15 protein-coding genes are annotated in these 21,254 nt (G+C 75.1%); 10 read left to right on the top strand and 5 right to left on the bottom strand.

All coding sequences use genetic code 11. The features are described 5' to 3' along the window. The first annotated feature begins 15 nt into the window (after nucleotides 1-15). The 5 genes from pgsA to ACIBR0_RS08915 all read left to right on the top strand — a co-directional run bounded on the left by pgsA (nucleotide 16) and on the right by ACIBR0_RS08915 (nucleotide 3,734). The gene (pgsA, locus tag ACIBR0_RS08935) at nucleotides 16-609 is read left to right on the top strand and encodes a CDP-diacylglycerol--glycerol-3-phosphate 3-phosphatidyltransferase (protein ID WP_396713674.1); all 594 of its coding nucleotides are present in this window, start codon (nucleotides 16-18) and stop codon (nucleotides 607-609) included. A 44-nt stretch (nucleotides 610-653) separates the two neighbouring features. After that, a complete protein-coding gene (locus ACIBR0_RS08930; protein ID WP_396713672.1) occupies nucleotides 654-1,196 on the top strand; it encodes a CinA family protein in 543 nt (180 codons plus the stop codon). Between the two features lie 167 nt (nucleotides 1,197-1,363). After that, nucleotides 1,364-1,810: a helix-turn-helix transcriptional regulator gene (locus ACIBR0_RS08925; RefSeq protein ID WP_357039315.1), complete on the top strand. Its 447-nt coding sequence runs from the start codon at nucleotides 1,364-1,366 to the stop codon at nucleotides 1,808-1,810. Between the two features lie 257 nt (nucleotides 1,811-2,067). After that, the gene (locus tag ACIBR0_RS08920) at nucleotides 2,068-2,931 is read left to right on the top strand and encodes a PspA/IM30 family protein (RefSeq protein ID WP_396713670.1); all 864 of its coding nucleotides are present in this window, start codon (nucleotides 2,068-2,070) and stop codon (nucleotides 2,929-2,931) included. Between the two features lie 23 nt (nucleotides 2,932-2,954). Further along, on the top strand, nucleotides 2,955-3,734 hold the full coding sequence (locus ACIBR0_RS08915; RefSeq protein WP_396713668.1) for a hypothetical protein: 780 nt from the start codon (nucleotides 2,955-2,957) through the stop codon (nucleotides 3,732-3,734). A 24-nt stretch (nucleotides 3,735-3,758) separates the two neighbouring features. Here ACIBR0_RS08915 and ACIBR0_RS08910 read toward each other — a convergent pair whose 3' ends face one another. Both ACIBR0_RS08910 and ACIBR0_RS08905 read right to left on the bottom strand, forming a co-directional pair. After that, nucleotides 3,759-7,415, bottom strand: a complete 3,657-nt coding sequence (locus ACIBR0_RS08910; RefSeq protein WP_396713666.1) for a hypothetical protein — start codon at nucleotides 7,413-7,415, stop codon at nucleotides 3,759-3,761. Between the two features lie 256 nt (nucleotides 7,416-7,671). After that, on the bottom strand, nucleotides 7,672-8,481 hold the full coding sequence (locus tag ACIBR0_RS08905) for a DNA-formamidopyrimidine glycosylase family protein (RefSeq protein ID WP_396713664.1): 810 nt from the start codon (nucleotides 8,479-8,481) through the stop codon (nucleotides 7,672-7,674). A 110-nt stretch (nucleotides 8,482-8,591) separates the two neighbouring features. Here ACIBR0_RS08905 and ACIBR0_RS08900 point away from each other — a divergent pair, with 110 nt between their 5' ends. Next, nucleotides 8,592-9,821 (top strand): hypothetical protein, encoded by a 1,230-nt coding sequence (locus tag ACIBR0_RS08900; RefSeq protein ID WP_396713662.1) that lies wholly within the window; start codon nucleotides 8,592-8,594, stop codon nucleotides 9,819-9,821. 5 nt (nucleotides 9,822-9,826) lie between these two features. On the opposite strand, the gene ACIBR0_RS08895 is transcribed toward ACIBR0_RS08900, so the two are convergent. The 3 genes from ACIBR0_RS08895 to ACIBR0_RS08885 all read right to left on the bottom strand — a co-directional run bounded on the left by ACIBR0_RS08895 (nucleotide 9,827) and on the right by ACIBR0_RS08885 (nucleotide 15,664). Further along, nucleotides 9,827-10,048: a CPCC family cysteine-rich protein gene (locus ACIBR0_RS08895; RefSeq protein ID WP_396713827.1), complete on the bottom strand. Its 222-nt coding sequence runs from the start codon at nucleotides 10,046-10,048 to the stop codon at nucleotides 9,827-9,829. Between the two features lie 96 nt (nucleotides 10,049-10,144). Further along, nucleotides 10,145-10,930 (bottom strand): S-adenosyl-l-methionine hydroxide adenosyltransferase family protein, encoded by a 786-nt coding sequence (locus tag ACIBR0_RS08890; protein ID WP_396713660.1) that lies wholly within the window; start codon nucleotides 10,928-10,930, stop codon nucleotides 10,145-10,147. 42 nt (nucleotides 10,931-10,972) lie between these two features. Then, nucleotides 10,973-15,664, bottom strand: coding sequence for a DEAD/DEAH box helicase (locus tag ACIBR0_RS08885; protein WP_396713659.1), 4,692 nt, complete (start codon nucleotides 15,662-15,664; stop codon nucleotides 10,973-10,975). Between the two features lie 168 nt (nucleotides 15,665-15,832). Here ACIBR0_RS08885 and ACIBR0_RS08880 point away from each other — a divergent pair, with 168 nt between their 5' ends. From ACIBR0_RS08880 to ACIBR0_RS08865, 4 genes are all read left to right on the top strand, one after another. Next, complete coding sequence (locus ACIBR0_RS08880; RefSeq protein WP_396713657.1) at nucleotides 15,833-16,216, top strand: hypothetical protein; 384 nt, start codon at nucleotides 15,833-15,835, stop codon at nucleotides 16,214-16,216. Nucleotides 16,217-16,374: 158 nt separating this feature from the next. Continuing rightward, nucleotides 16,375-19,212, top strand: a complete 2,838-nt coding sequence (locus ACIBR0_RS08875; RefSeq protein WP_396713655.1) for a Na+/H+ antiporter subunit A — start codon at nucleotides 16,375-16,377, stop codon at nucleotides 19,210-19,212. Between the two features lie 55 nt (nucleotides 19,213-19,267). After that, complete coding sequence (locus ACIBR0_RS08870) at nucleotides 19,268-19,750, top strand: Na(+)/H(+) antiporter subunit C (protein ID WP_396713653.1); 483 nt, start codon at nucleotides 19,268-19,270, stop codon at nucleotides 19,748-19,750. Continuing rightward, nucleotides 19,747-21,252 carry a Na+/H+ antiporter subunit D gene (locus ACIBR0_RS08865; RefSeq protein ID WP_396713651.1) on the top strand — a complete coding sequence of 502 codons (1,506 nt, stop codon included), beginning with the start codon at nucleotides 19,747-19,749 and terminating at the stop codon, nucleotides 21,250-21,252. The genes ACIBR0_RS08870 and ACIBR0_RS08865 overlap by 4 nt, the downstream gene beginning before the upstream one ends. The last annotated feature ends 2 nt before the right edge of the window (nucleotides 21,253-21,254 follow it).

Here is a 21,254-nt window from a genome sequence, read left to right as displayed (position 1 = left end):
GAGCGGGGCGCGGCGGTGACCGGGGCGACGGAGTCCACGGCGCCGGCGGTGGTCGCCCGCGTGCCCGTGCTCAACGCGGCCAACGCGCTCACCCTGCTGCGGCTGGTGCTGGTGCCGATCTTCGCGGCCTCGGTGGTCATCTCCGGGATGACGCACGCCGGCTGGCGGATCGCCGCCTGTCTGATCTTCGCGGTGGCGTCGGCGACGGACCTGGTCGACGGTTGGATCGCCCGCCGGTTCGGGCTGGTCACCTCGGTCGGCAAGGTCGCCGACCCGATCGCCGACAAGGCGCTCACCGGGGCCGCGCTGCTGCTGCTGTCCTGGTACGACCAGCTGCCATGGTGGGTGACGGGGGTCATCCTGGCCCGGGAGCTGGGCATCACCGCGCTACGCTTCTGGGTGATCCGGCACGGTGTCATCGCGGCCAGCCGGGGCGGCAAGATCAAGACCGCGCTCCAGATCCTCGCCATCACCTGGTACCTCTGGCCGATGCCCGCCGCCCTGGTCGCCGTCGGCCCGTGGATCATGGCCGCCGCCGTGGCCGTGACCGTGATCACCGGCTTCGACTACGTCGCCCAGGCCCTCCGCCTCCGCCGCCCCACCCGCTGACGGCGAGGATGTGTCAGCAGCGGCGGGGAGGGAAGGGGATCGGCATGGACGCGGAGACCGATGCGGACGGGGCCCGGCCGGTGGGATCCCCCGCGGCGGGTGTCGTGCACGCCCTCGTCCAGCGGCGGGAGACCCTGGCCACCATCGAGTCGCTGACCGGCGGGCTGCTGGCCGCCTCGATCGTGGAGATCGCCGGGGTGAGCGGCGTCTACCGGGGCGGGCTGGTGGTCTACGCCACCGAGCTGAAGGCGCAGCTGGCGGGCGTACCGGAGAATCTGCTCGACGACCGCGGCCCGGTCGACCCGGACGTCGCCGTGGCGCTCGCGGAGGGCGGGCGTCGGCGCTGCGGGGCCGACTGGGGGCTGGCCACCACCGGCGTGGCCGGCCCGGAACCGCAGGACGGCAAGCCGGTCGGCCTGGTGTACGCGGCGGTGGCCGGCCCCTCCGGCACCGACGTACGACGGTTCGACCTGGACGGCGGGCGGGACCACATCCGCTCCGCCGCGGTGATCGAGGCGCTGCGGCTGCTCGCCGAGCGGGTCCACGCGGCCGACCGTGACGCCGCCCCGGCCGGCAGCGCGGCCTGAGGACGGGCGATCGTGGGGCCCGTCATCCGATTCGACAGGCGGGGCGGGATGTCGCCCGAGCCGCCACCGGGTACGGTTGCGGGAAGGCTCCGGCGGTCGGGGTTCGGCGCGGTTGACCGTGCCGGACCGGTTGCCGTGGTGACGAGGTGTCCCTCAGGGGAGGTGCGATGGTCCTGCTACGCCGGGTGATCGGTGACGCGCTGCGGGCACGCCGGCAGGGGCAGCACCGCACGCTGCGCGAGGTCTCCTCCGCCGCCAACGTCAGCCTGGGCTACCTGTCCGAGATCGAGCGGGGCCACAAGGAGCCGTCGAGCGAGCTCCTCGCCGCCATCTGCGACGCCCTCGGCGCCCGCCTCTCCGAGCTTCTCCGCGAGGTGAGCGACACCGTGGCGCTCGCCGAGCAGATGCCGGGCGTGCTGGTCCCGGTCACCGACGAGCAGGTCGAGAAGACCCCCGTGGCCGCCGCCGTACGCAAGGCCACCAACCGGGGCGTCCGTCAGGTCACCTCCGACGGCACCGTCTCCGTCCAGGTCCGTCAGGACTCCCCGCTCAAGGCGACGCTGCGCAGCACCCGGGTCCGCCCCGGCGACCGCGACGTGGTCTGCGCCGCCTGAGCCCCGCCGCTCTCCGGGCCCCGGTCCGACCCTGAGCGGGTCGGTGACATCCCGGATCCGCTTCCCGTCGCATGGTCGCTGTCTCCTACGCCGCGTAGGGTTGATCGCAGTCGGTGTCGGCGTACGCCCCGCTCGCCGGGTACGGATGCTCGGGTGGCGTCCGGCTGGGACGATGGGGACACTGCCGCGCCGGAGGCCGGCCGGTGGCAGCCGGGCCGGCCGAGGCGGAGCGACGCTACTGAGGGGGTACCGCGGAGATGGCGAACCCGTTCGTCAAGGGTTGGAACTACCTGATGGCGCTGTTCGGCGCCAAGATCGACGAGCATGCCGATCCCAAGGTGCAGATCCGGCAGGCCATCGAGGAGGCACAGCGCCAGCACCAGGCGCTCGTCCAGCAGGCCGCCGCGGTGATCGGCAACCAGCGCCAGCTGGAGATGAAGCTCTCCCGGCAGATGACCGAGGTCGAGCGGCTCCAGGGCAACGCCCGCCAGGCCCTCGTCCTGGCCGACCAGGCCCGGGCCCGCGGCGACGAGGCCGAGGCGGGGAGGTACGAGCAGTCCGCCCAGACGCTCGCCACCCAGCTGGTCTCCGCCGAGCAGGCCACCGAGGACCTGAAGACGCTGCACGACCAGGCGCTCGGCGCCGCCGCGCAGGCCCGCAAGGCGGTCGAGAACAACTCGATGATCCTCCAGCAGAAGCTCGCCGAGCGCACCCGCCTGCTCAGCCAGCTGGAGCAGGCCAGGATGCAGGAGAGCGTCGCCGCCTCGTTGGAGTCGATGTCGGCGCTGACCGCCCCCGGCAACACCCCCAGCCTGGACGAGGTGCGCGACCGCATCGAGCGGCGCTACGCCAACGCGATGGGCCGTGCCGAGCTGGCCGGCAGCTCCACCGAAGGCCGGATGCTGGAGATCCAGAAGGCGACACTGGACTCGGCCGGCTCCGCCCGGCTGGAGCAGATCCGGTCGAGCATGGCCGGCGAGCAGCTCGGCGGCGCGAAGGAACGCCCCGCCGTGGCGCCGACCGCTCCGGTCGCCGACCCGGCGGCCGCCGCGAAGCTCGACGAGATCCGGGCCAGCATGGCCCGGGACCGGGGCACCGGAGACAGCACCGCCGCCGGTTGAGCGGCCGGGTCGAGGAGGCACAGGTGGCAGACGAGCGCACGCGGTACTTCCGCCGGTTGGGCCGGCTGCGCCGGTCCGCGCGCCGGTGGAGCGTCACGTCCGGCGGGCTCGCGGGGGCGGCGGCCGTGCTGACCCCGTACGCCGGGCTGGGGTTGCCGGACGCGGCCTGGGCCGCCGGCGCGGGCGGCGCGTTGGTGCTCACCGCGTGGCGCTGGCTCGACCTGCGGGCGCTGGCCGCCCAGCCCGCACCGCCCGCGCTCGACCCGGCCGAGGCGGCCGCCCGATCCCGGGCCCGCCTGGTCGCCGCCGTGGAGCGGCTGCCGGTCGGCCCCGGCGTGCTCGCCGAGGTCCGTCGTGTCCGTTCCCGGGTGGCCCTGCGGGGCACGTCCGCCGCCGAGCCGTGGACCCGGCTGGACCGGGCCTCCCTCACCCTCGCCGGGATGACCAGCCGGCTCACCGGCCTGGCCGGGCCGGCCGTGTCCGAGGCCGCCGCCGCGGACCGCTCCCTGCGGGACCTCGCCGCCCGGGTGGCCAGCGTCGAGCGCGCGTTGCGGCTCGCCCCGGTCGACGCCCGACCGCCGCTGGCCGAGGCGCACGCGGCGCTGACCGCGCAGCTGGAGAGCGGCGTCGCCGCGTACGAGCGGCTGGTGGTGGCCGCCGCCGGCTACGTGGCGGAGGACGCGCGCCCGGGCACCGAGCACGCCGCGGCGAACCGCCTGGTCGAGGCGACCGACCTGCTGCACGGCGTCTCGTCGGCACTGGCCGAGCTGCGCGCCGTCGGCGCACCCCTGCGCACGCTCTGACCGCACGCCGCCCCCTCCTCGGAGTCATCCGGGCGTCGTCACCGGGACCGGGCCCGTGAACGGGGAGGTGCCGACGACGTTGAACGACCGGATGCGGTAGTGGTAGGTGACCCCCCGGGCCAGGCCGGTGTTGGTGAAGCCGCGTCCGGTCACCGTGAACGTGGCCAGCTCGCGGGTGAACGCCGGATCCAGCGCCCGTTGCACCACGAAGCCGGCGCCCGGCCCGGCCGGCGTGCTCGCCGCCCAGCCGAGGATCACCGTCGCGGTGTCCGGCCCCGACGCGCTGGAGGTGACCGTCAGCGCGGCGGGTGCGGCGGGTCGGGGCGGCGTGGTCACCTGCGCGACCGTCGACCACGGTGAGGCGGCACCCAGGTACGTCGTGCGTACCCGGTAGTAGTACGTCGTGTCCGGTGCGACGGCGGCGTCCAGGTGGTTGTCGCCGACCCCGATCGCGGTGGTGCCGGGGCCGCTGCTGAAGGTCGGATTGGTGGCCCGCTGCACGTCGATGCCGGTGGCGAACGACCGGTTGGCCCAGCGCAGCGCCACCCGCAGGGGGGCCGCCGGGGGCACCGCCGCGCCGAGGCCGGTCGGCGCGCCGAGGTGCACCGCGGCGGGGACGCTGTTCGACCAGGTGGAGCAGCTGACCGCGTTCTCGGCGCGGATGCGGTAGTGGTAGGTGACGCCCGGGATGACGCTCGCGTCGGTCCACCGGGTCGCGTTCGCCGCCACGGTGATCGACGTCAGGCCGGTGGTGAAGGTGGCGTCGGTGGCCCGCTGGAGCAGGTGACTGGTGGCCGGCGGGCGGCTGCCGTTGCCGGTCCAGGCCAGCGCGATCGCCGGCAGGGCGGTGGCCGACCCGGGCGCCGGGGTGGCGGTCAGTCCGGTGGGCGCCCTCGGGGCGACCCGCAGCACCAGGGGGCGGCTCATGCCCAGGTCCCGGTAGCCGGCGAGCTGCGTGTGCCAGCGGTATTCCCAGCCCAGGTTGACGAGCTGGTTCACCACCTGCACGGGCCGGCCGTCGAACGGGCTGACCGGCGTCGAGCCGGTTCCGGTGCCGGCCCGCCGCGCCGGGTCCAGCAGCCGTACGCTGTCGCCGATCTTGAACGGCAGGGCGGGCGCGACGGGCCGCAGGGCCACGACGACGTCCTCCCGGGGGTTGACCCGGACCACCTGCTTCCACCCCAGTTCGTTCGGGTGCGGCCGGCGCAGCGTGCCGTCCCAGCCGACCCGGTTGACCAGTTGCACGTCGCAGCCGTCCAGCCGGACCGGCTGGGTCTGCCGGCCGTCGCCCCGGATGCGCCACACCTGCGTCCCGTCGGCGGGGACGCCCACCGGCAGCGCCGGGTCGCTGACGTGCACCACCTCGGTGGCCGGGTCCGTCGGGCCGAGCGGCAGGGCGGTCGGGGAGAGCGGCCCGGCGTTCGGGTGGTCGACACCGAGCCGCCCGGCCAGCCGTCCGTGGTCGGGTTCGAAGACCTGCTGCACGGTCTTGACCGCGAGCGGCAGGATGACCGGCCCGCCGCCGCCGGCCGGGAGGAAGGTGACCGTGGTGGCGTGCACGGGGACCGCGGTCTCCCGAGCGGTCCTGGTGCCGAAGGCCGCGTCGTACGCCGGCTGCGGCACGATCGGCGGGCGTTGGCTGGCCGCGTACGCGCGGGGCAGCCGCTCCCGCAGACGGGCCAGGTCGTACGGAGGGGACGGGTCACCGGTCACCCGGAACTGGAGCAGGGTGCGGGTGTTCGGCCCGTACCCCGGCCGGCTGGGCGAGGTGCCGCCCTCGGCGGTCAGGTCCGGGGCGTGGGTGTGGTGGTCGTACCGGGGGTCGTAGCCGGGCAGTGGGGCCGGCGCGTCGTTGTAGAGGATCAGCGACTCCCCGGGAGCGACGGTGGAGAAGTCCACCAGCACGTCGGCCTGCTCGCCGGGGGCGACCAGCAGGGCGTGCCCGTCCACGTTGAGCACCGTCGGGTCGCGGCGGTCGTACCGGAAGGTCACCGGCCGGCTGGCGATCACCGCGGGGGCCGGCAGGAGCCCGGCCTCGTTGCCGATCTGCACGAAGTCCGGCCCGGCGGCGGCCGGGTCGGGCACGCCGCCGTCGCGCCCGTCCGTCGGCCAGCCCGCCGGTCGGTCCGGCGCGCGCACGGCCTCCACCATCGGCACCTCGCCCGCGCCCCGGTCGTCCCCGGCCGGGTGGGCCCGGTAGAGCTGGAGGTTGAGACTGCGGTCGGTGCAGGCGTTGAGGATCCGGAACCGGTACGTCCCGGGCGCGACCGACAGCCACGGGTAGGCCACCCCGTTGACCAGCACGGTGTCGCCGAAGGCCTCCGGCACCGCGGACGGGTGCGGCACGTCCGGCGCCGTCGGTGGCTCGTCGGGCGCGGTCACCGGGTCGTGGTGCGGGTTCGGCACCGGCCCCGGGAGGTCCGCCCGTCCGGTGCCGCCGCCGTCCACGGCGGCGTCGGCGGCGGTACGCGACCACGGCCCGTAGTCCCAGCGGCCGGTCGGGTTGGTGCCACCGTCCCGGTACGGGTTCTGCCGGGCCTGGTAGACGTGCGGGTGCCAGAGGCTGCCGCGGGCTCCCCACCGGACCCGGTCCCAGGTGGGGTCCTCGACGGCGAGCTGGCTGTCGTCCGGGACGAACGTCTTGTCCTCGAACACCAGCGGGACCTGCTCGGCCGGCAGCACCCCGTCGGCGATGAGCTCGTCCTCGACCGGGTCGGTGAGCAGGTAGAGCGCCACCTGTCCGGAGTAGACCGTCAGGCGGGACACGCCGGCGGTGTTGTCGTGGAACCACAGCAGCCGGCCGCTCTGGTCGTTCGGGTAGTAGAACGTCGTCGCCCCGGCGCCGGGGTGCGGCATGTCCGGCACGTGGGTCAGTCCCGCCCCGGTCGGGTACGGGGTGATCTCACCCGCCGGAGTGATCCACTGCCACGGGTTGCCGGCGCTGATCCAGCCGGTCTCCGCGCCGGCCAGGTGCAGAACGGCCCGGTTCTGCGGGTACGGCGCCGGGCCGTCCAGCGGACCCACGCCGGCTCCGTCGAGGGTGGTGTCGACCGGCAGGAAGAGGTCGCCGGCCTGGCCGGTGGGAAGCTGGTTGATGAACTTCACCCGGACCGGCCGCCCGCGCCGGGCCATGATCACCGGCCCGAGGTGCCACGGCCGCTCCGGCGGGGCGACGGTGTTGTGCCCGGTGGTGTCGGTGCCCAGGTTGAGTTGCCGGTAGCCGCGCAGGCGGGTGGCCGGCAGGTCCCGGTGCAGGCGTTGCGCGTACTCCTGGAGGCCGATCTCGTAGTAGTCGCAGCCCGGGTACGTGACGGTGTCCGGCACCGCCACCGGCAGCGTGGCGGCCGGTCCGGGGCCGGTCGTGACGGCGGTGCCCAGGGTGGGCAGGGGGTCGACGAACGTCCGCAGGCCGGTGCCCGGGACCACCCGCCCGTCGGCGTCGAGAACCGGCAGCGGGCTGTGGGCGACGTTCGGCACCGTACCGAAGCAGCGCGGCAGGGCGGCCGGGTCGAGACTGGCGGTGGTCGGGGCCGGGACCGCCGTCGGATCGGGGTCCGGCGGCTCCTCGGCGCGGCGGGCGGCGGGTACGGCCGTGGGGGGCACGTGACCGTCGGCGGTGTCGCGGTCGGCACCGGCCGCCTGGTTCGGGCGGGTCACCCGCAGTCGGCGGAACATGTCCATGGCTCTCCCCGAGGTCGGGGCGCGGTGACCGCCACTCCGGCGTGGCGCTCCCGGTCGCGCTGACGATGCGTGAGCACTCAAGCGCAGCATGTACCGGGGTGGGGGCGTGAAGGAAGTACCCAATCGTCCGTATCTGTGGAGTCCATCCGTTGCCCCGGAGTGTCCAGGCCGACACGCCGCCGGTGAACCGGGCGTCACCTGTGGCGCGGACGCCGACCGTTGCCTCCGGCGGTCGGCGGCCCGGTGCCGTGTCGCGTCAGCCCGGTCGGGTGGCGGGGTGGTCCGGTTGGCAGACCGGGCACCAGTAGGTGACGCGCTCGCCCAGCTCCTCCTTGCGGATCGCGGTGCCGCAGCGGCGGCAGGGCTGGGCCCGGCGGCCGTACACGTAGCTGGTCCGGCCCCGGTGCAGGGACCCGGTGGTGCTCTGCGTCCACCGGCCCCGGTTGGCGGCCAGCAGCTTCTGCGCCAGGGTCACCGTGCCGGCGAGGTCCGGGACCGCACCGACCGGCGTCCACGGCGAGATGCCGCGCAGGAACAGCACCTCGCACTTGTACAGGTTGCCGACCCCGGCCAGGTTGCGCTGGTCGAGCAGCGCCTCGCCGATGGTGGTGTCCGGGTGGGCGGCGAGCCGGCGTACCGCCTCGTCCACGTCCCAGTCCGGGCCGAGCAGGTCCGGCCCCAGGTGGCCGACGAGGGTGTGCTCCTCGGCGGTCGGCACCAGGGCCAGCTCGTGCAGGTGGTAGCCGACGGCGACCGCCGTCGCGCTGCGCAGGACCACGCGGATCAGGTGCGCCGGGCGGGCGGACCAGCGCTCATCCGGGGCGTACGCCCGCCAGGCCCCCTCCATCCGCAGGTGCGAGTGCAGGGTCCGGTGCTCGTCCGTCTCCGGGGCGGCGAGGCGCAGGAGCAGGTGCTTGCCGCGGCTCGCCGATTCGCGCACCGTCCAGCCGGCGAGGTCGGTGGCGGCGAGCTGGGGCACCCGAAAGTCGCTGCCGGTGAGCCGTACGCCGGCGAGCGCCCGGTGCAGGACGCGGGCGGTGTTCCAGACGGTGTCGCCTTCGGGCACCTCGCCATTCTCCCTCCCGCGAGCCATATTCGCATGTGTCGCTATTTGTACCGAGGTTCCCCTCGAACTACCGACAACGGCACTATCAGGGAGTTCTGAGGAGAATGCCCATGAGTCGTACCGGACGACCTGTTCGCCCCGCCGTCCTCGCCGCCGTCCTCGCCCTCGCCCTGCTCCCACTCGCCGCGCCCGCCTCGGCCGCCCCCGCCGGTGTCGACCGGTGGACCACCGATCTCTCCGTCGTCGACGCCGACGACGTCAACGTCCGCCACACCCGTGCCGGGCTCCGTCTGGCCGATCTCCGGCCCGCGCCGACCCCCGCGGGGCGCAGCCCGCACAGCGCGGTGGCCGAGGGACTGTTCGTCGCCTCCCCGTACCGCCTCGCCCGGCCCGCCACCCGGGTCCGCGCCGAGGTCACGGCCCGCGTACCGGACGGCGCCACCGTGGAGACCCAGGTACGCGGTTGGCAGGCCACCGGCTGGACCGAGTGGCGGACGGCCACGACCGGCGCCGTCTTCGACCGGCCGGTCACCCGGGTCCAGCTCCGCGTGGTGCTCACCGCCGCCGTCGGGGCCACCGCGCAGGTACGCGCCGTACGCCTCACCGCCGACAGCGCCGCCGTCGCACCCACCGCCGTCTCCGGCGCCACGCCCGGCCTGGTGTACCGGGTGTACGCCACCCGGGTCGGTCTGGTCGGCGAGCTGACGGCCAACGGGCACACCATCGTGCCGCGCGACCACTTCGTGGCGCTGCCGTCCCGGCGCGGCCTGGCGCCGCTCAACACCGGCGACTACACGGTACGGGTCTGCACCACCACCGGCAGCCGGTGCGAGTACGCCCCGGTCTGGGACGTCGGCCCCTGGAACACCCGGGACGACTACTGGAACATCAGCGCCGTCCGGGAGAACTGGAAGGACCTGCCGCAGGGCCGGCCCGAGGCGCAGGCGGCCTACCAGTACGGCTACAACGGCGGGAGGGACCAGTTCGGCCGGACCGTGCTCAACCCGGCGGGCATCGACCTCGCCGACGGCACCTTCTGGGACGGGTTGCGGCTCACCGACAACGCCTGGGTCGACGTGGCGTACCTGTGGACCGGTGCGGGCCCGCGCGGCGTGGTCGGCGACGGCCCCCTGAACATCCGCACCGGCGCCAGCACCGCGTACGCGACCCGCGGGCTCGCCGCCCGGTACGCGCACGTGCCGATCCAGTGCTACGTGATCGGGCAGACCGTCGCCGGCCCGTACCGGACGACCAGCCGTTGGAACCGGCTCGCCACCGGACAGTTCGTCAGCCACGCGTACATCTCGGCGGTGTACGGCGGCACGGTGCCGGTCTGCTGACCGCGTCAGACGCGCTCGTCGGGGCGGGCCGGGCGGACCATGTCCTGGTAGCGGGGGTGGCTCGCGCCGTAGACCGCGAAGTTGAGGCGGGCGTGGGTCAGGCTGAGGTCACCGTTCGGGCCGTCGCGTACCACGTCGGCATCGGTGTCGCCCTGGCCGTCGTCGGTCCAGAAGCACACCGGACACGTGCCACCCCCGGTCCGCGCGCCGCAGCAGGGACAGGGCACCGGAACCCATCGCTCACCCACCCCGGCAGCATTCCACAGTTCGTCGGGGGTTGCGGGTCCGGGAGCCGCACCGTTTCAACCCCCGGTCCGAAGGGATCAGCCGGCCACCACCCGCACCAGATCGCCGGGCGACACGTCCAGCACGTCCACCGCCCGGCCCCGGTTCACCGCGACCGCCACCAGTCCGGCCGAGTCCGAATGCACCACCAGGGCGCCCGGTGCGGCGTCGCCGAACGTCCGCCCGCGTACCGCCGGCCGGTCGGCGACCCGCACCCGGTGCGGCAGCGGGTCCAGCAGGGTGGCCGGGGCGGCGAGCTGCACGTTGCCGAAGTGGTCCACAGTGAGCACCTCGGCGGTGAACCCGTCCGCCGACGGCCGGACCACCGGCGCCGGCGTCCGCACCAGGCTGCCCGGGTCCACGGTCGGGCCCGCCCCGGTCAGCGGCGCGCCCAGCGCCAGCCGGGCGGCCACCGGTGCGAACACGTCCCGCCCGTGGAACGTGGCGGACACCCGTGGGGCGAACCACTCCGGGTTGGCCAGCTCGACCGCCACCCGGATCCCACCCAGCGCCGCCGCCGCGTCGAGCAACAGCCCGTTGTCCGGCCCGACCAGCAGCCCGTCCGGCGTGTCGAGGACGACCCCGCGCCGCTCGGTGCCCACGCCCGGGTCGACGACCGCGACGTGCACCCCGGCGGGCAGGTACGGCACGGTCTGCGCGAGCACGGTCGCGCCCCGGCGTACGTCCGCCGCCGGGACCAGGTGCGTCACGTCGATCACCCGCGCCGTCGGCGCGAGGCGGGCGATCATCCCGTGGCAGGCGGCCACGAAACCGTCGGCCAGCCCGTAGTCGGTGGTCAGCGAGATCCAGGGGGTCGGCGCCATGCGTCACACGCTAGGCGTCCGTGGAGCACCGCAGCGAGCCGGTCACCCGCGCAGGCGCAGCCCGCGCGGCGTGGCCCGGAAGCCGGCGGCGGTCAGCGCGTCGCGCAGCGGCGACGAGTGCACCGCCTCGCCGTCGGCCCGCTCGACCGACATCGCGCCCAACGCTCCGGAGTGGACGGCGTCGGCGAGGGCCTTGCCGGCCGCGGCCAGGGCGTCGGTGTCGTCGGTGAAGGACAGGATCGTCCGACCGCCCCGCTCGACGTACAGCACCAGGTCACCCGCGACCAGCACCACCAGGGCGCCGGCCTTGCGGCCCGCCCGGTGCCCGGTCGCCGGTGCCGCGCCGTCTCCGGAGTCGACGACCCGCTCCGGCCAGGGCAGTGCGGCGCCGTACGGGTTGGCCGGGTCGGTGGCGGCGAGCACCAGTGTGGGCCCGCCCCGGCCCCGTCCCCCGTCGGCGGGCTCGGCGAGCGCCCGGATCCGGTCGACCGCCCCGGGCACCGCGAACTGGGCCGCGCCCAGACCCTCCACGAAGTAGCCCCGGCGGGCGGCGCCGCGTTCCTCCAGGGCGGACAGCACCGGGTAGACCGCGGCGAAGCCGCCGGTGACCTGCTCGGCCATGACCGCGCCCCGGGTCACCACGCCGTGCCGTTCCAGCAGCACGTCGGCGAGAGCCGCGGCCCGGCGGGTGGGGTCGGTGTCCCGCTCCGGCAGGCGTGACCAGCGGCCGGCGACCGTCGGGGGGCCGCTGCGGCTCGGCAGGGCCACCCGGCCGGGCCGCCGGTAGCGGGTACGCGGGGCGGTCGGACGGGACCGGTGCGCCCCACCGCCGCCCAGCACCGCGCGCAACGGGGCGAGGGTGTCGTTGGTGAGGTGACCGGCCCAGACCAGGTCCCAGACGGCGCTGGTCAACGCGGCGTCGTCGGTCGAGCCGACCCGGTCGGCCAGCGGCCGGAAGAACAGCGCCTGCCCCTCGCCGAGCGCCTCCAGCACCGCCTCGTGCAGCGGGGTGAGGGTCAGCGCGTCGTCGGTCGGGGGCAGCAGCAGCGGCGCGGTGTCCGCGTACGCCAGGGTGACCCAGCCGTCGCCGCCGGAGATCGCCCCCGAGCCGGCCCAGAACACCTCGCCGCTGGCGCACAGCTCGTCGAGCTGGGCGGGGGAGTAGTCGGCGACCCGGCCCGGCAGCACGAGACGTTCCAGTGCGGACGCCGGCACCGCCGCGCCCTGCAACTGCTCGACGGCTGCGGCGACGGCCTCCACACCGCGCGCCGAGGAGCCGACCTGCTGCCAGCGGGGCAGGAACGCGGCCAGCGCGCGCGGCGGCACCGGCTCGATCTCCCGGCGCAGCGCGGCCAGGGACCGCCGGCGGAGCAGGCGCAGCACCTCGGCGTCGCACCACTGGGTGCCCACGGTGTCCGGAGCGAACTCGCCGGAGACGACCCGGCCGGTCGCGGCGAGCCGGCGCAGCGCATGCTCCACGACGAACACGCCGAGCCCGAAGCGGGCCGCGCAGGTGGTGGCCGCGAACGGGCCGTGGGTGCGGGCGTACCGGGCGACCAGATCGCCGAGGGGATCGGCCACCGGGGCCAGGTACGCCTCGGCGATCCCGACCGGCAGGGCCACCCCCAGGGCGTCCCGCAGCCGGGCCGCGTCCTCCACGACGACCCAGCGGTCCTGGCCGGCGATCCGGATCCGTAGGACCCGGCGGGCGGCCTCCAGCCCGGTCAGCCACTCGGCGGGGGCGCCGCGCTCGGCCAGCTCGTCGGCGCTGAGGTCGCCGACCACCCGGAGCAGCTCGACCACGTCCTCGGCGTCGCGGGGGCGGCGCTGGTCGGTGCGCCAGCGCAGCTGCCGTTCGGTCTCGGCGAGCACGGCCGGGTCCAGCAGCTCGCGCAGGTCGACCCGGCCGAGCAGCTCGCCGAGTAGGGCCGAGTCCAGTGCGAGGGCGGCGGCGCGCCGCTCGGCGAGGGGAGCGTCCCCCTCGTAGAGGAACGCGCCCACGTAGCCGAACAGCAGGGACCGGGCGAACGGTGAGGGGCGCTCGCTCTCCACCTCGACCAGCCGCACCTTGCGGGCGGCCAGGTCGCGCATCAGCGCGGCCAGGGCGGGCTGGTCGAAGACGTCCTGGAGGCACTCCCGGGCGGCCTCCAGGGTGACCGGGAAGTCGGCGTACTCGCGGGCGACGTCGAGCAGCTGTGCGGCGCGTTGGCGCTGCTGCCACAGCGGCTGGCGGCGGCGCGGGTCGCGGCGGGGCAGCAGCAACGACCGGGCGGCGCACTCCCGGAACCGGGACGCGAACAGCGCGGACGTGCCGACCGACTCCTCCACCAGCTGGGCGATCTCGTCGGGCTCGAAGATCACCACGTCCGCGCCGGGCGGCTCGTCGGCGGTGTCCGGCAGCCGCACCACGATCCCGTCGTCGGAGGGCATCACCTGGGCGTCCACCCCGTACCGCTCGGCGAGCCTCCGGCCGATCGCCAGGGCCCACGGCCCGTTGACCCGGGCGCCGAGGACGCTGTGCACGGCGAGCCGCCAGTCGCCCAGCTCGTCGCGGAACCGCTCCACCACGACCGTGCGGTCGTCGGGGAGCGACCGGGTGGCGGCCTTCTGCTCGCGCAGGTACGCCATCAGGTTGCCGGCCGCCCAGTCGTCCAGCCCGCCCGCGCGCAGCGCGGCGACCGCGTCGGCGTCGCTCTGCCGTAGCAGGGCACGGACCCGGGCACCGATGGCCCGCCCCAGCTCCACCGGCCGGCCGAGCTGGTCGCCCTTCCAGAACGGCATCTTCGCCGCCTGGCCGGGGGCGGGGGAGACCAGCACCCGGTCCGGTGTGATCTCCTCGATGCGCCAGGAGGAGGAGCCGAGCAGGAAGACGTCACCCACCCGGGACTCGTAGACCATCTCCTCGTCCAGCTCGCCGACCCGCGCGGCACGCTCCGCGCCGGCCAGGAAGACGCCGAAGAGCCCGCGGTCGGGGATGGTGCCGCCGCTGGTGACCGCCAGCCGTTGCGCGCCGGGACGGCCGGTGAGGGTGTCGGTGGCCCGGTCCCACACCAGCCGGGGCCGCAGCTCGGCGAAGGCGGTGGACGGGTAGCGCCCGGAGAGCATGTCGAGCACCGCGTGCAGCGCCGAGTCGGGCAGCTCGGCGAAGGGCGCGGCCCGCCGGACCAGGACGGCCAGGTCGCCGATCCGCCACGGCTCGAGCGCGACCATGGCGACGATCTGCTGGGCCAGCACGTCGAGGGGGTTGCGCGGGTAGTGCAGCTCCTCGATGGCGCCGCCGCTCATCCGCTCCGCCACGACCGTGCAGGAGAGCAGGTCGCCCCGGTGCTTGGGGAAGACGACGCCCCGGGAGACCGCGCCGACCTGGTGCCCGGCCCGACCGACCCGTTGCAGGCCGGCGGCCACGCTGGGCGGGGCCTCGATCTGCACCACCAGGTCGACGGCGCCCATGTCGATGCCCAGCTCCAGGCTGGAGGTGGCGACCACGGCGGGCAGCTGCCCGGACTTCAGCGCCTCCTCGATGTGCTTGCGCTCCTCGCGGGAGACGCTGCCGTGATGGGCGCGGGCGATCACCGGCGGCGCGCCGGCCGCCCCGCCCGCCTGCGCCATCATCTCGGCGGGCGTCCGGCCGGCCCGGACCGGCCCGACCGGCCCACCCCAGGCGTCCGCGCCCCGGGCCGGGACATCCCCGGCCGCCGGGCCGCCCCGGTCCGACGCCTCCCCGGGTACGCCCCGAGCCCCGCTCGCGGATCCGTCCCGGCCGCCTCCGCTGCCGCCGGGACCGGCGGCGGCCTCGATCTCCTCGGCGGCCAGCTCGTTGAGCCGGGCGCAGAGGCGTTCGGCCGAGCGCCGTGAGTTGGTGAAGACGATCGTCGAGCGGTGCGACCGGATCAGCGAGAGGACCCGCTCCTCGACGGCGGGCCAGATCGACGCCCGGCGGGGGCCCAACCCGCCGAGGTCGTCCTCCGGCGGCTCCTGCTCGTCGAGGCGGGTCATGTCCTCCACCGGGACCTGGACGCTGACCTCGATCGTCTTGGCGGTGGGCGGGGCCACCACGTCGACCGGCCGGGCGCCGCCCAGGAACCGCGCGCATGCGTCGACCGGCCGGACCGTCGCGGAGAGACCGATCCGCTGTGCCGGGGCGGGCAGCAGCTCGTCGAGACGCTCCAGGGAGAGCGCGAGGTGCGCGCCGCGCTTGGTGCCGGCGACCGCGTGCACCTCGTCGACGATCACCGTCTCGATGCCCCGCAGCGAGTCCCGCGCTGCGGAGGTGAGCAGCAGGAACAGGGACTCGGGGGTGGTGATGAGGATGTCCGGCGGGGTGCGGGCGAACGCTCGCCGTTCGTCGGCGGGGGTGTCGCCGGTGCGCATGCCGACGGTGATCTCCGGTGGGGCGACGCCCAGCCGGGTGGCCGCCTGCCGGATGCCGATCAGCGGGGTGCGCAGGTTGCGCTCCACGTCGACGGCGAGGGCCTTGAGCGGGCTGACGTAGAGGACCCGGCAGCGCCGCCGGGGCTCGGCCGGCGCCGGCTCCCGGGCCAGCCGGTCGAGTGACCAGAGGAAGGCGGCGAGCGTCTTGCCGGACCCGGTCGGTGCCACCACCAGGGCGTTGTGACCGGCGGCGATCGAACCCCACGCCCCGGTCTGCGCCGCCGTGGGCGCGGCGAAGGCGGCGGTGAACCACTCCCGGGTGGCCGCACCGAAGCCCGCCATCACATCCGTCACGCCCTCCATCCTGCCTCGCCGGTGTGACACGCACCGACGGGCGAACGCTGACCTGTGTCCGGGTCCGGCGGTTACGCGATGGATGTGGCGATGAACGCGTTAAGTCTCACTTAACTGCTTGCTTCCGGCGCACAACATAAAGTAACTTCACTCGCAACGTGGGGTGGAGGGGATCGGATGACGGTCGAGAAGCGGAGTGTCGAGCCCGGCACCGACGTGCTCATCCGCAAGGTCGACGGTCATCTCGCCGCACTCCGCACCGGCCTCAGCGGTGCGGACCTGGAGCTCGCCGAGGGTCTCGCCCGCGCCCTGCGCGAGCTGGTCGTCTCCACCGCGCAGGCCAGCGCCGCCGACCGGGGTCAGGTGCGCGCCGCGGTGCACTTCTTCGTCCTGCGGCGCGAGAGCCGGGGCCGGCTGCTCTCGGTGCGGTCGCTCGCGGCGGCCCAGCGCGTGGTCAACCGGGTCGTCCTGCAACTGGGCCGCCCCGACCTGCTGGTCGATGTGCGCCGCGAGCGTTCGGCCCGCGAGGCCACGCTGCCCGCCGACGCCGCCGTCTCCTGACCGAACACCCGACGTCTTCTCCCAATTACCGCGAAACGCCCTCGGCGGGCGGCGAACTGGCGTGTGATCGCACCTAGGTGCCGTCACCACCGGGCGGCTCGCGCGGCACGGCCCGCCCGTCTCCGGCGCGCGTCGCCGCAACTCGACCGGGAGTGCGGGTGCTCGTACTGCTGATCCTCCACCTCGTGGCGGCCCTCGTCGCGCCGCTGTTCGTCCGGTGGTGGGGGCCGCGTGCCTGCTATCCGCTGGCTCTCGCCCCGGCCGCCGCGTTCGGCTGGGCCGTGGCCCGCACGCCGGCCGTACGCGACGGCGGGACGGTCGTCGAGACGTACCCGTGGATCCGGCAGCTCGGCCTGGACCTCGCGTTCCGCATGACGACGCTGTCCTGGCTGATGACCCTGCTCGTCGGCGGTGTCGGCGCCCTGGTGCTGATCTACAGCGCCCGCTACTTCCACCCCGGCTCGCTCGGGCTGGGCCGCTTCGCCGCGGTGCTGGTGGCGTTCGCCGGTGCGATGCTCGGCCTCGTCCTCGCCGACGACCTGCTGCTGCTCTTCGTCTGCTGGGAACTCACGACGATCTTCTCGTACCTGCTGATCGGCCACAGCACCGAACGGCGCTCCAGCCGCTGGGCGGCCGCCCAGGCGCTGACCGTCACCACCTTCGGCGGGCTGGCCATGCTGGTCGGGTTCATCATGCTCGGCGAACACGCCGGCAGCTACCGCTGGTCGGCGATCGTGGAACAACCCCTGCCCGGTGGTGCCCACCTCGTCACGGCGGTCGTGCTGATCCTGGTCGGCGCGCTGTCCAAGTCGGCGGTGCTGCCGTTCCAGTCCTGGCTGCCGGTGGCGATGGCGGCGCCCACACCGGTCAGCGCGTACCTGCACGCCGCCGCCATGGTCAAGGCCGGCGTGTACCTGCTCGGGCTGCTCGCGCCGGCGCTCGCGACGGTGGGACCGTGGCGGCCGGTGGTGACGGCCGCAGGCCTGGCCAGCCTGCTGGTCGGCGGCTGGGCGGCGCTGCGGCAGACCGACCTCAAGCTCCTGCTGGCGTACGGCACCGTCAGCCAGCTCGGCCTGCTCGCCGTGGTGGTCGGGGCGGGCACCCCGGACGCCGCGCTGGCCGGGGTGGCCATGCTGCTGGCGCACGCCCTGTTCAAGGCGGCGCTGTTCCTCGTCGTGGGCATCGTCGACCACGACGCCGGCACCCGGGACCTGCGGGAGCTGTCCGGCCTGGGCCGGCGGGCCCCGCTGCTGGCCGCCGTGGCGGTGGTCGCGGCCGCGTCGATGGCCGGGCTGCCGCCCCTGCTCGGCTTCGTGGCGAAGGAGGCGGTCTTCGCCGCGTTCACCGACCGCCCGGTGGTCGTCGCCGGCCTGGTGGCGGGCACCGCGTTGACCGTCGCCTACACCGCGCGCTTCGTCTGGGGCGCGTTCGCCACCCGCCCCGGCGTGCCCACCACCGACGTCGGGCGGATCGCCCCGGCGATGCTCACACCGCCGGCCGTGCTCGCCGGGGCGGGGCTGGTCGCCGGTCCGGCCGCCGGAGCCCTGGACGGCCTGCTCAGCCCGTACGCCGAGGTCTTCGGCACGGTGGACGACCACCTGGCGCTGTGGCACGGCCTCAGCCCCGCGCTGGGCCTCTCCGCTCTCGCCCTGGCCGGCGGCGCGGCGCTGTTCGCGCTGCGCGGCCCGCTCGCCCCGGCGCTGGCCCGGCTCCGCGCGCCGGTCAGCGGCAACGAGGGGTACGAGTGGCTGACCCGCCGCTTCGACCGGCTCGCCGTCGAGGTGACCGGCGCCACCCAGCGGGGTTCGCTGCCGCAGTACCTCGGCACCATCCTGGTGACCCTCTCGGTGGTGACCGCCGCGGCGCTGCTGGCCACCCAGCCCTGGCGGGAGCGGATCGCCCCCTGGGACACCCCGTTGCAGGTCGTGGTGGTGGCGGTGGTCGCCGTCGCGGCGTTCCTCGCGGTGGGCGCCCGGCGGCGGCTCACCGCGATGCTGCTGGTCGGGATGACCGGGTACGGCACCGCGATGCTCTTCGTGCTGTACGGGGCGCCGGACCTCGCGCTGACCCAGTTTCTCGTGGAGACGGCCACGATCGCGGTGTTCGTGCTCGTGCTGCGGCGGCTCCCGGAACGCTTCTCGGCCCGCCCGTTCCGGCGCAGCCGCTGGGTACGCCGGGGGATCGGCGCCGCCGTGGGGGTCGTCACCGCCGGGCTGGCGCTGACGGCTGCCGCCTCCCGGTCCGCGCCCACCATCTCCGACGCGTTCCCGGAGCTGGCGGTCGACCAGGGGTACGGCCGCAACGTGGTCAACGTGACCCTGGTCGACATCCGGGCCTGGGACACGATGGGGGAGCTGGCCGTGCTGGTGGTCGCCGCGACCGGCGTGGCCAGCCTGATCTTCCAGCGTTCCCGGACCGGCCCCCGGCCCCGCCGACCGGAGCCGTCGAGCACGGCGAACCGGCCCGGCCGGCCGGTCTGGCTGCGGGGTGGGTCGAGCCTGGAGGAGCGGCGGCGCTCGATCGTGCTGGAGGTCGTCACCCGCCTGCTCTTCCACACCGTGGTGGTCTTCTCCCTCTTCCTGCTGTTCTCCGGGCACAACGCACCCGGCGGCGGCTTCGCCGGCGGCCTGGTGGCGAGCCTCGCGCTGGCCGTGCGCTACCTCGCCGGCGGCCGGTACGAGCTGGCCGAGGCCGCCCCGGTCGGCGCGGGCACGGTCCTCGGCGCCGGCCTGGCGATCTCGGTCGGCACCGGGGTCGTGGGGCTGGCCCTCGGCGTGCCGGTCCTCTCCAGCACCAGGATCGACGTGTCGCTGCCCCTCATCGGCGACTTCTACCTGGTCACGTCGCTCATCTTCGACGTCGGGGTCTACCTGGTGGTGGTCGGGCTGGTGCTGGACATCCTGCGCAGCCTCGGCGCCGAGGTGGACCGGCACATCGAGGCCGCCGGACGCCCCGACCGCACCCTGCCGGTCGATCGGGCCCGGGAGGCGCCGTGAGCGCGAGGAGTGAGCCGATTTTGCGAGCCCCGCAGTCGCGAACAGAGGTGGCCCCATGAGGGGCGCCGCGGGACCGACCCTGACGGTGGTCGTCGCCGTCGGCGTCCTGGTCGGCTGCGGGGTGACGCTGCTGCTGGAGCGCAGCCTGAGCCGGATCCTGCTCGGCGTCATCCTGCTCGGCAACGGGGTCAACCTGCTCATCCTGCTGGGCGGCCGGTCCGGGGCGGCACCCGTGGTGGGCACCGCCGCGACCGGGGACCTGAGCGACGCACTGCCGCAGGCGATGGTGCTCACCGCCATCGTGATCACGTTCGGGCTGACCGCGTTCCTGTTGGCGGTGAGCTACCGCGCCTGGTACCTCACCGGCGACGACGAGGTGCCCGACGACCTGGAGGACCGCCAGGTCGTACGCCAGGCCGAACGCAACGAGGCGGCCACCGCCGACCTCGGCGGCGAGGGCCCGGACGCCGACCCGGAGCAGGTCGACCCGGGACCCGCGCGCCGCCGCCCGCCCGGACGCGAGGAGGGGCCGCGGTGAGTCAGCTCCTGCCGTTGCCGGTGGTGGTGCCGCTGCTGGGTGCCGCGCTGACCCTGCTGCTGGCCCGGTGGCCCGGCCTGCAACGCACGGTCAGCGTGATCTGCCTGGCCATCACGCTCGGCGTGGCGGTGGCGCTGCTCGTGCAGGCGTACCGGCACGGGCCGGTGGTGGTGCAGGTCGGCGGGTGGCCGGCACCGGTCGGCATCGTGCTGGTCGCCGACCAGTTGGCGGCGCTGATGCTGGTGGTCTCCTCGGCGGTGACCCTCTGCGTGCTGCTCTACGCCATCGGGCAGGGCCAGAGCGACACCGGCGAGAGCTCGCCGGTGACCATCTACCACCCGACGTACTTGGTGCTGACCGCCGGCGTCACCAGCGCCTTCCTCGCCGGTGACCTGTTCAACCTCTTCGTCGGCTTCGAGATCCTGCTCGCCGCGAGTTTCGTGCTGATCACCCTCGGCGGCACGCAGACGCGGATCCGCACCGGCTCGACGTACGTGGTGGTCAGCATCCTGTCGTCGATGACGTTCCTGACCGCGGTCGGTCTGGTGTACGCGGCCACCGGCACGCTCAACATGGCCCAGCTCGCCCAGCGACTCGACGCGCTGCCCGCCGGCGTACGGCTGATCCTCCAGCTCATGCTGCTGCTGGCCTTCGCGATCAAGGCGGCGGTGTTCCCGCTGTCGGCGTGGCTGCCGGACAGCTACCCGACCGCGCCGGCCCCGGTCACGGCGGTCTTCGCCGGCCTGCTCACCAAGGTCGGCGTGTACGCGATCATCCGGACCGAGACGCTGCTCTTCCCGGACGGGCGAGTCAACGCCTTCCTGCTCGTGGCCGCCGGGCTGACCATGGTGGTGGGCATCCTCGGCGCGGTCGCCCAGTCCGACATGAAGCGGCTCTTCTCGTTCACCCTGGTCAGCCACATCGGCTACATGATCTTCGGGGTGGCGGTCGGCACCGTCGCCGGCCTCTCCGGCGCCATCTTCTACGTGGTGCACCACATCACCATCCAGACCACGCTCTTCCTGGTCGCCGGCCTGGTCGAGGAACGGGCCGGCAGCACCGACCTGCGCCGCCTCGGCGGACTGGCCCGGGTGGCGCCGCTGCTCGGCGTGCTCTTCTTCGTACCCGCCATGAACCTCGCCGGAGTGCCGCCGTTCTCCGGGTTCCTCGGCAAGCTCGGTCTCCTCCAGGCCGGCGTCGCCGCCGGTGGCCCGCTGCCCGGGGCGCTCGTCGCGGCCGGGGCGCTGACCAGCCTGCTCACCCTCTACGTCGCCTCCCGGGTGTGGAACATCGCCTTCTGGCGGGCGCCGCGGCTGGCCACCACCGAGCCGGCCGTACGCCTGCCGGCGCTGATGGTCGGCGCGACGGTCGCCCTCGTGGTGTTCGGTCTGGGGCTGACCGTGGTGGCCGGGCCGCTGTTCGACGTGACCGCCGACGCGGCCGCCGACCTGCGCGACCGCGGCCCGTACGTCCGCTCGGTCCTGCCCGGGACGACGCCGTGAGC

Origin of the sequence: Micromonospora sp. NPDC049497 (genome assembly GCF_044465805.1) — a bacterium.
In the GTDB taxonomy this organism is placed as follows: Bacteria; Actinomycetota; Actinomycetes; order Mycobacteriales; family Micromonosporaceae; genus Micromonospora.
The sequence above is the reverse complement of the archived record's forward strand: the minus strand, read 5'-3'. Positions and strand labels throughout refer to the sequence as shown.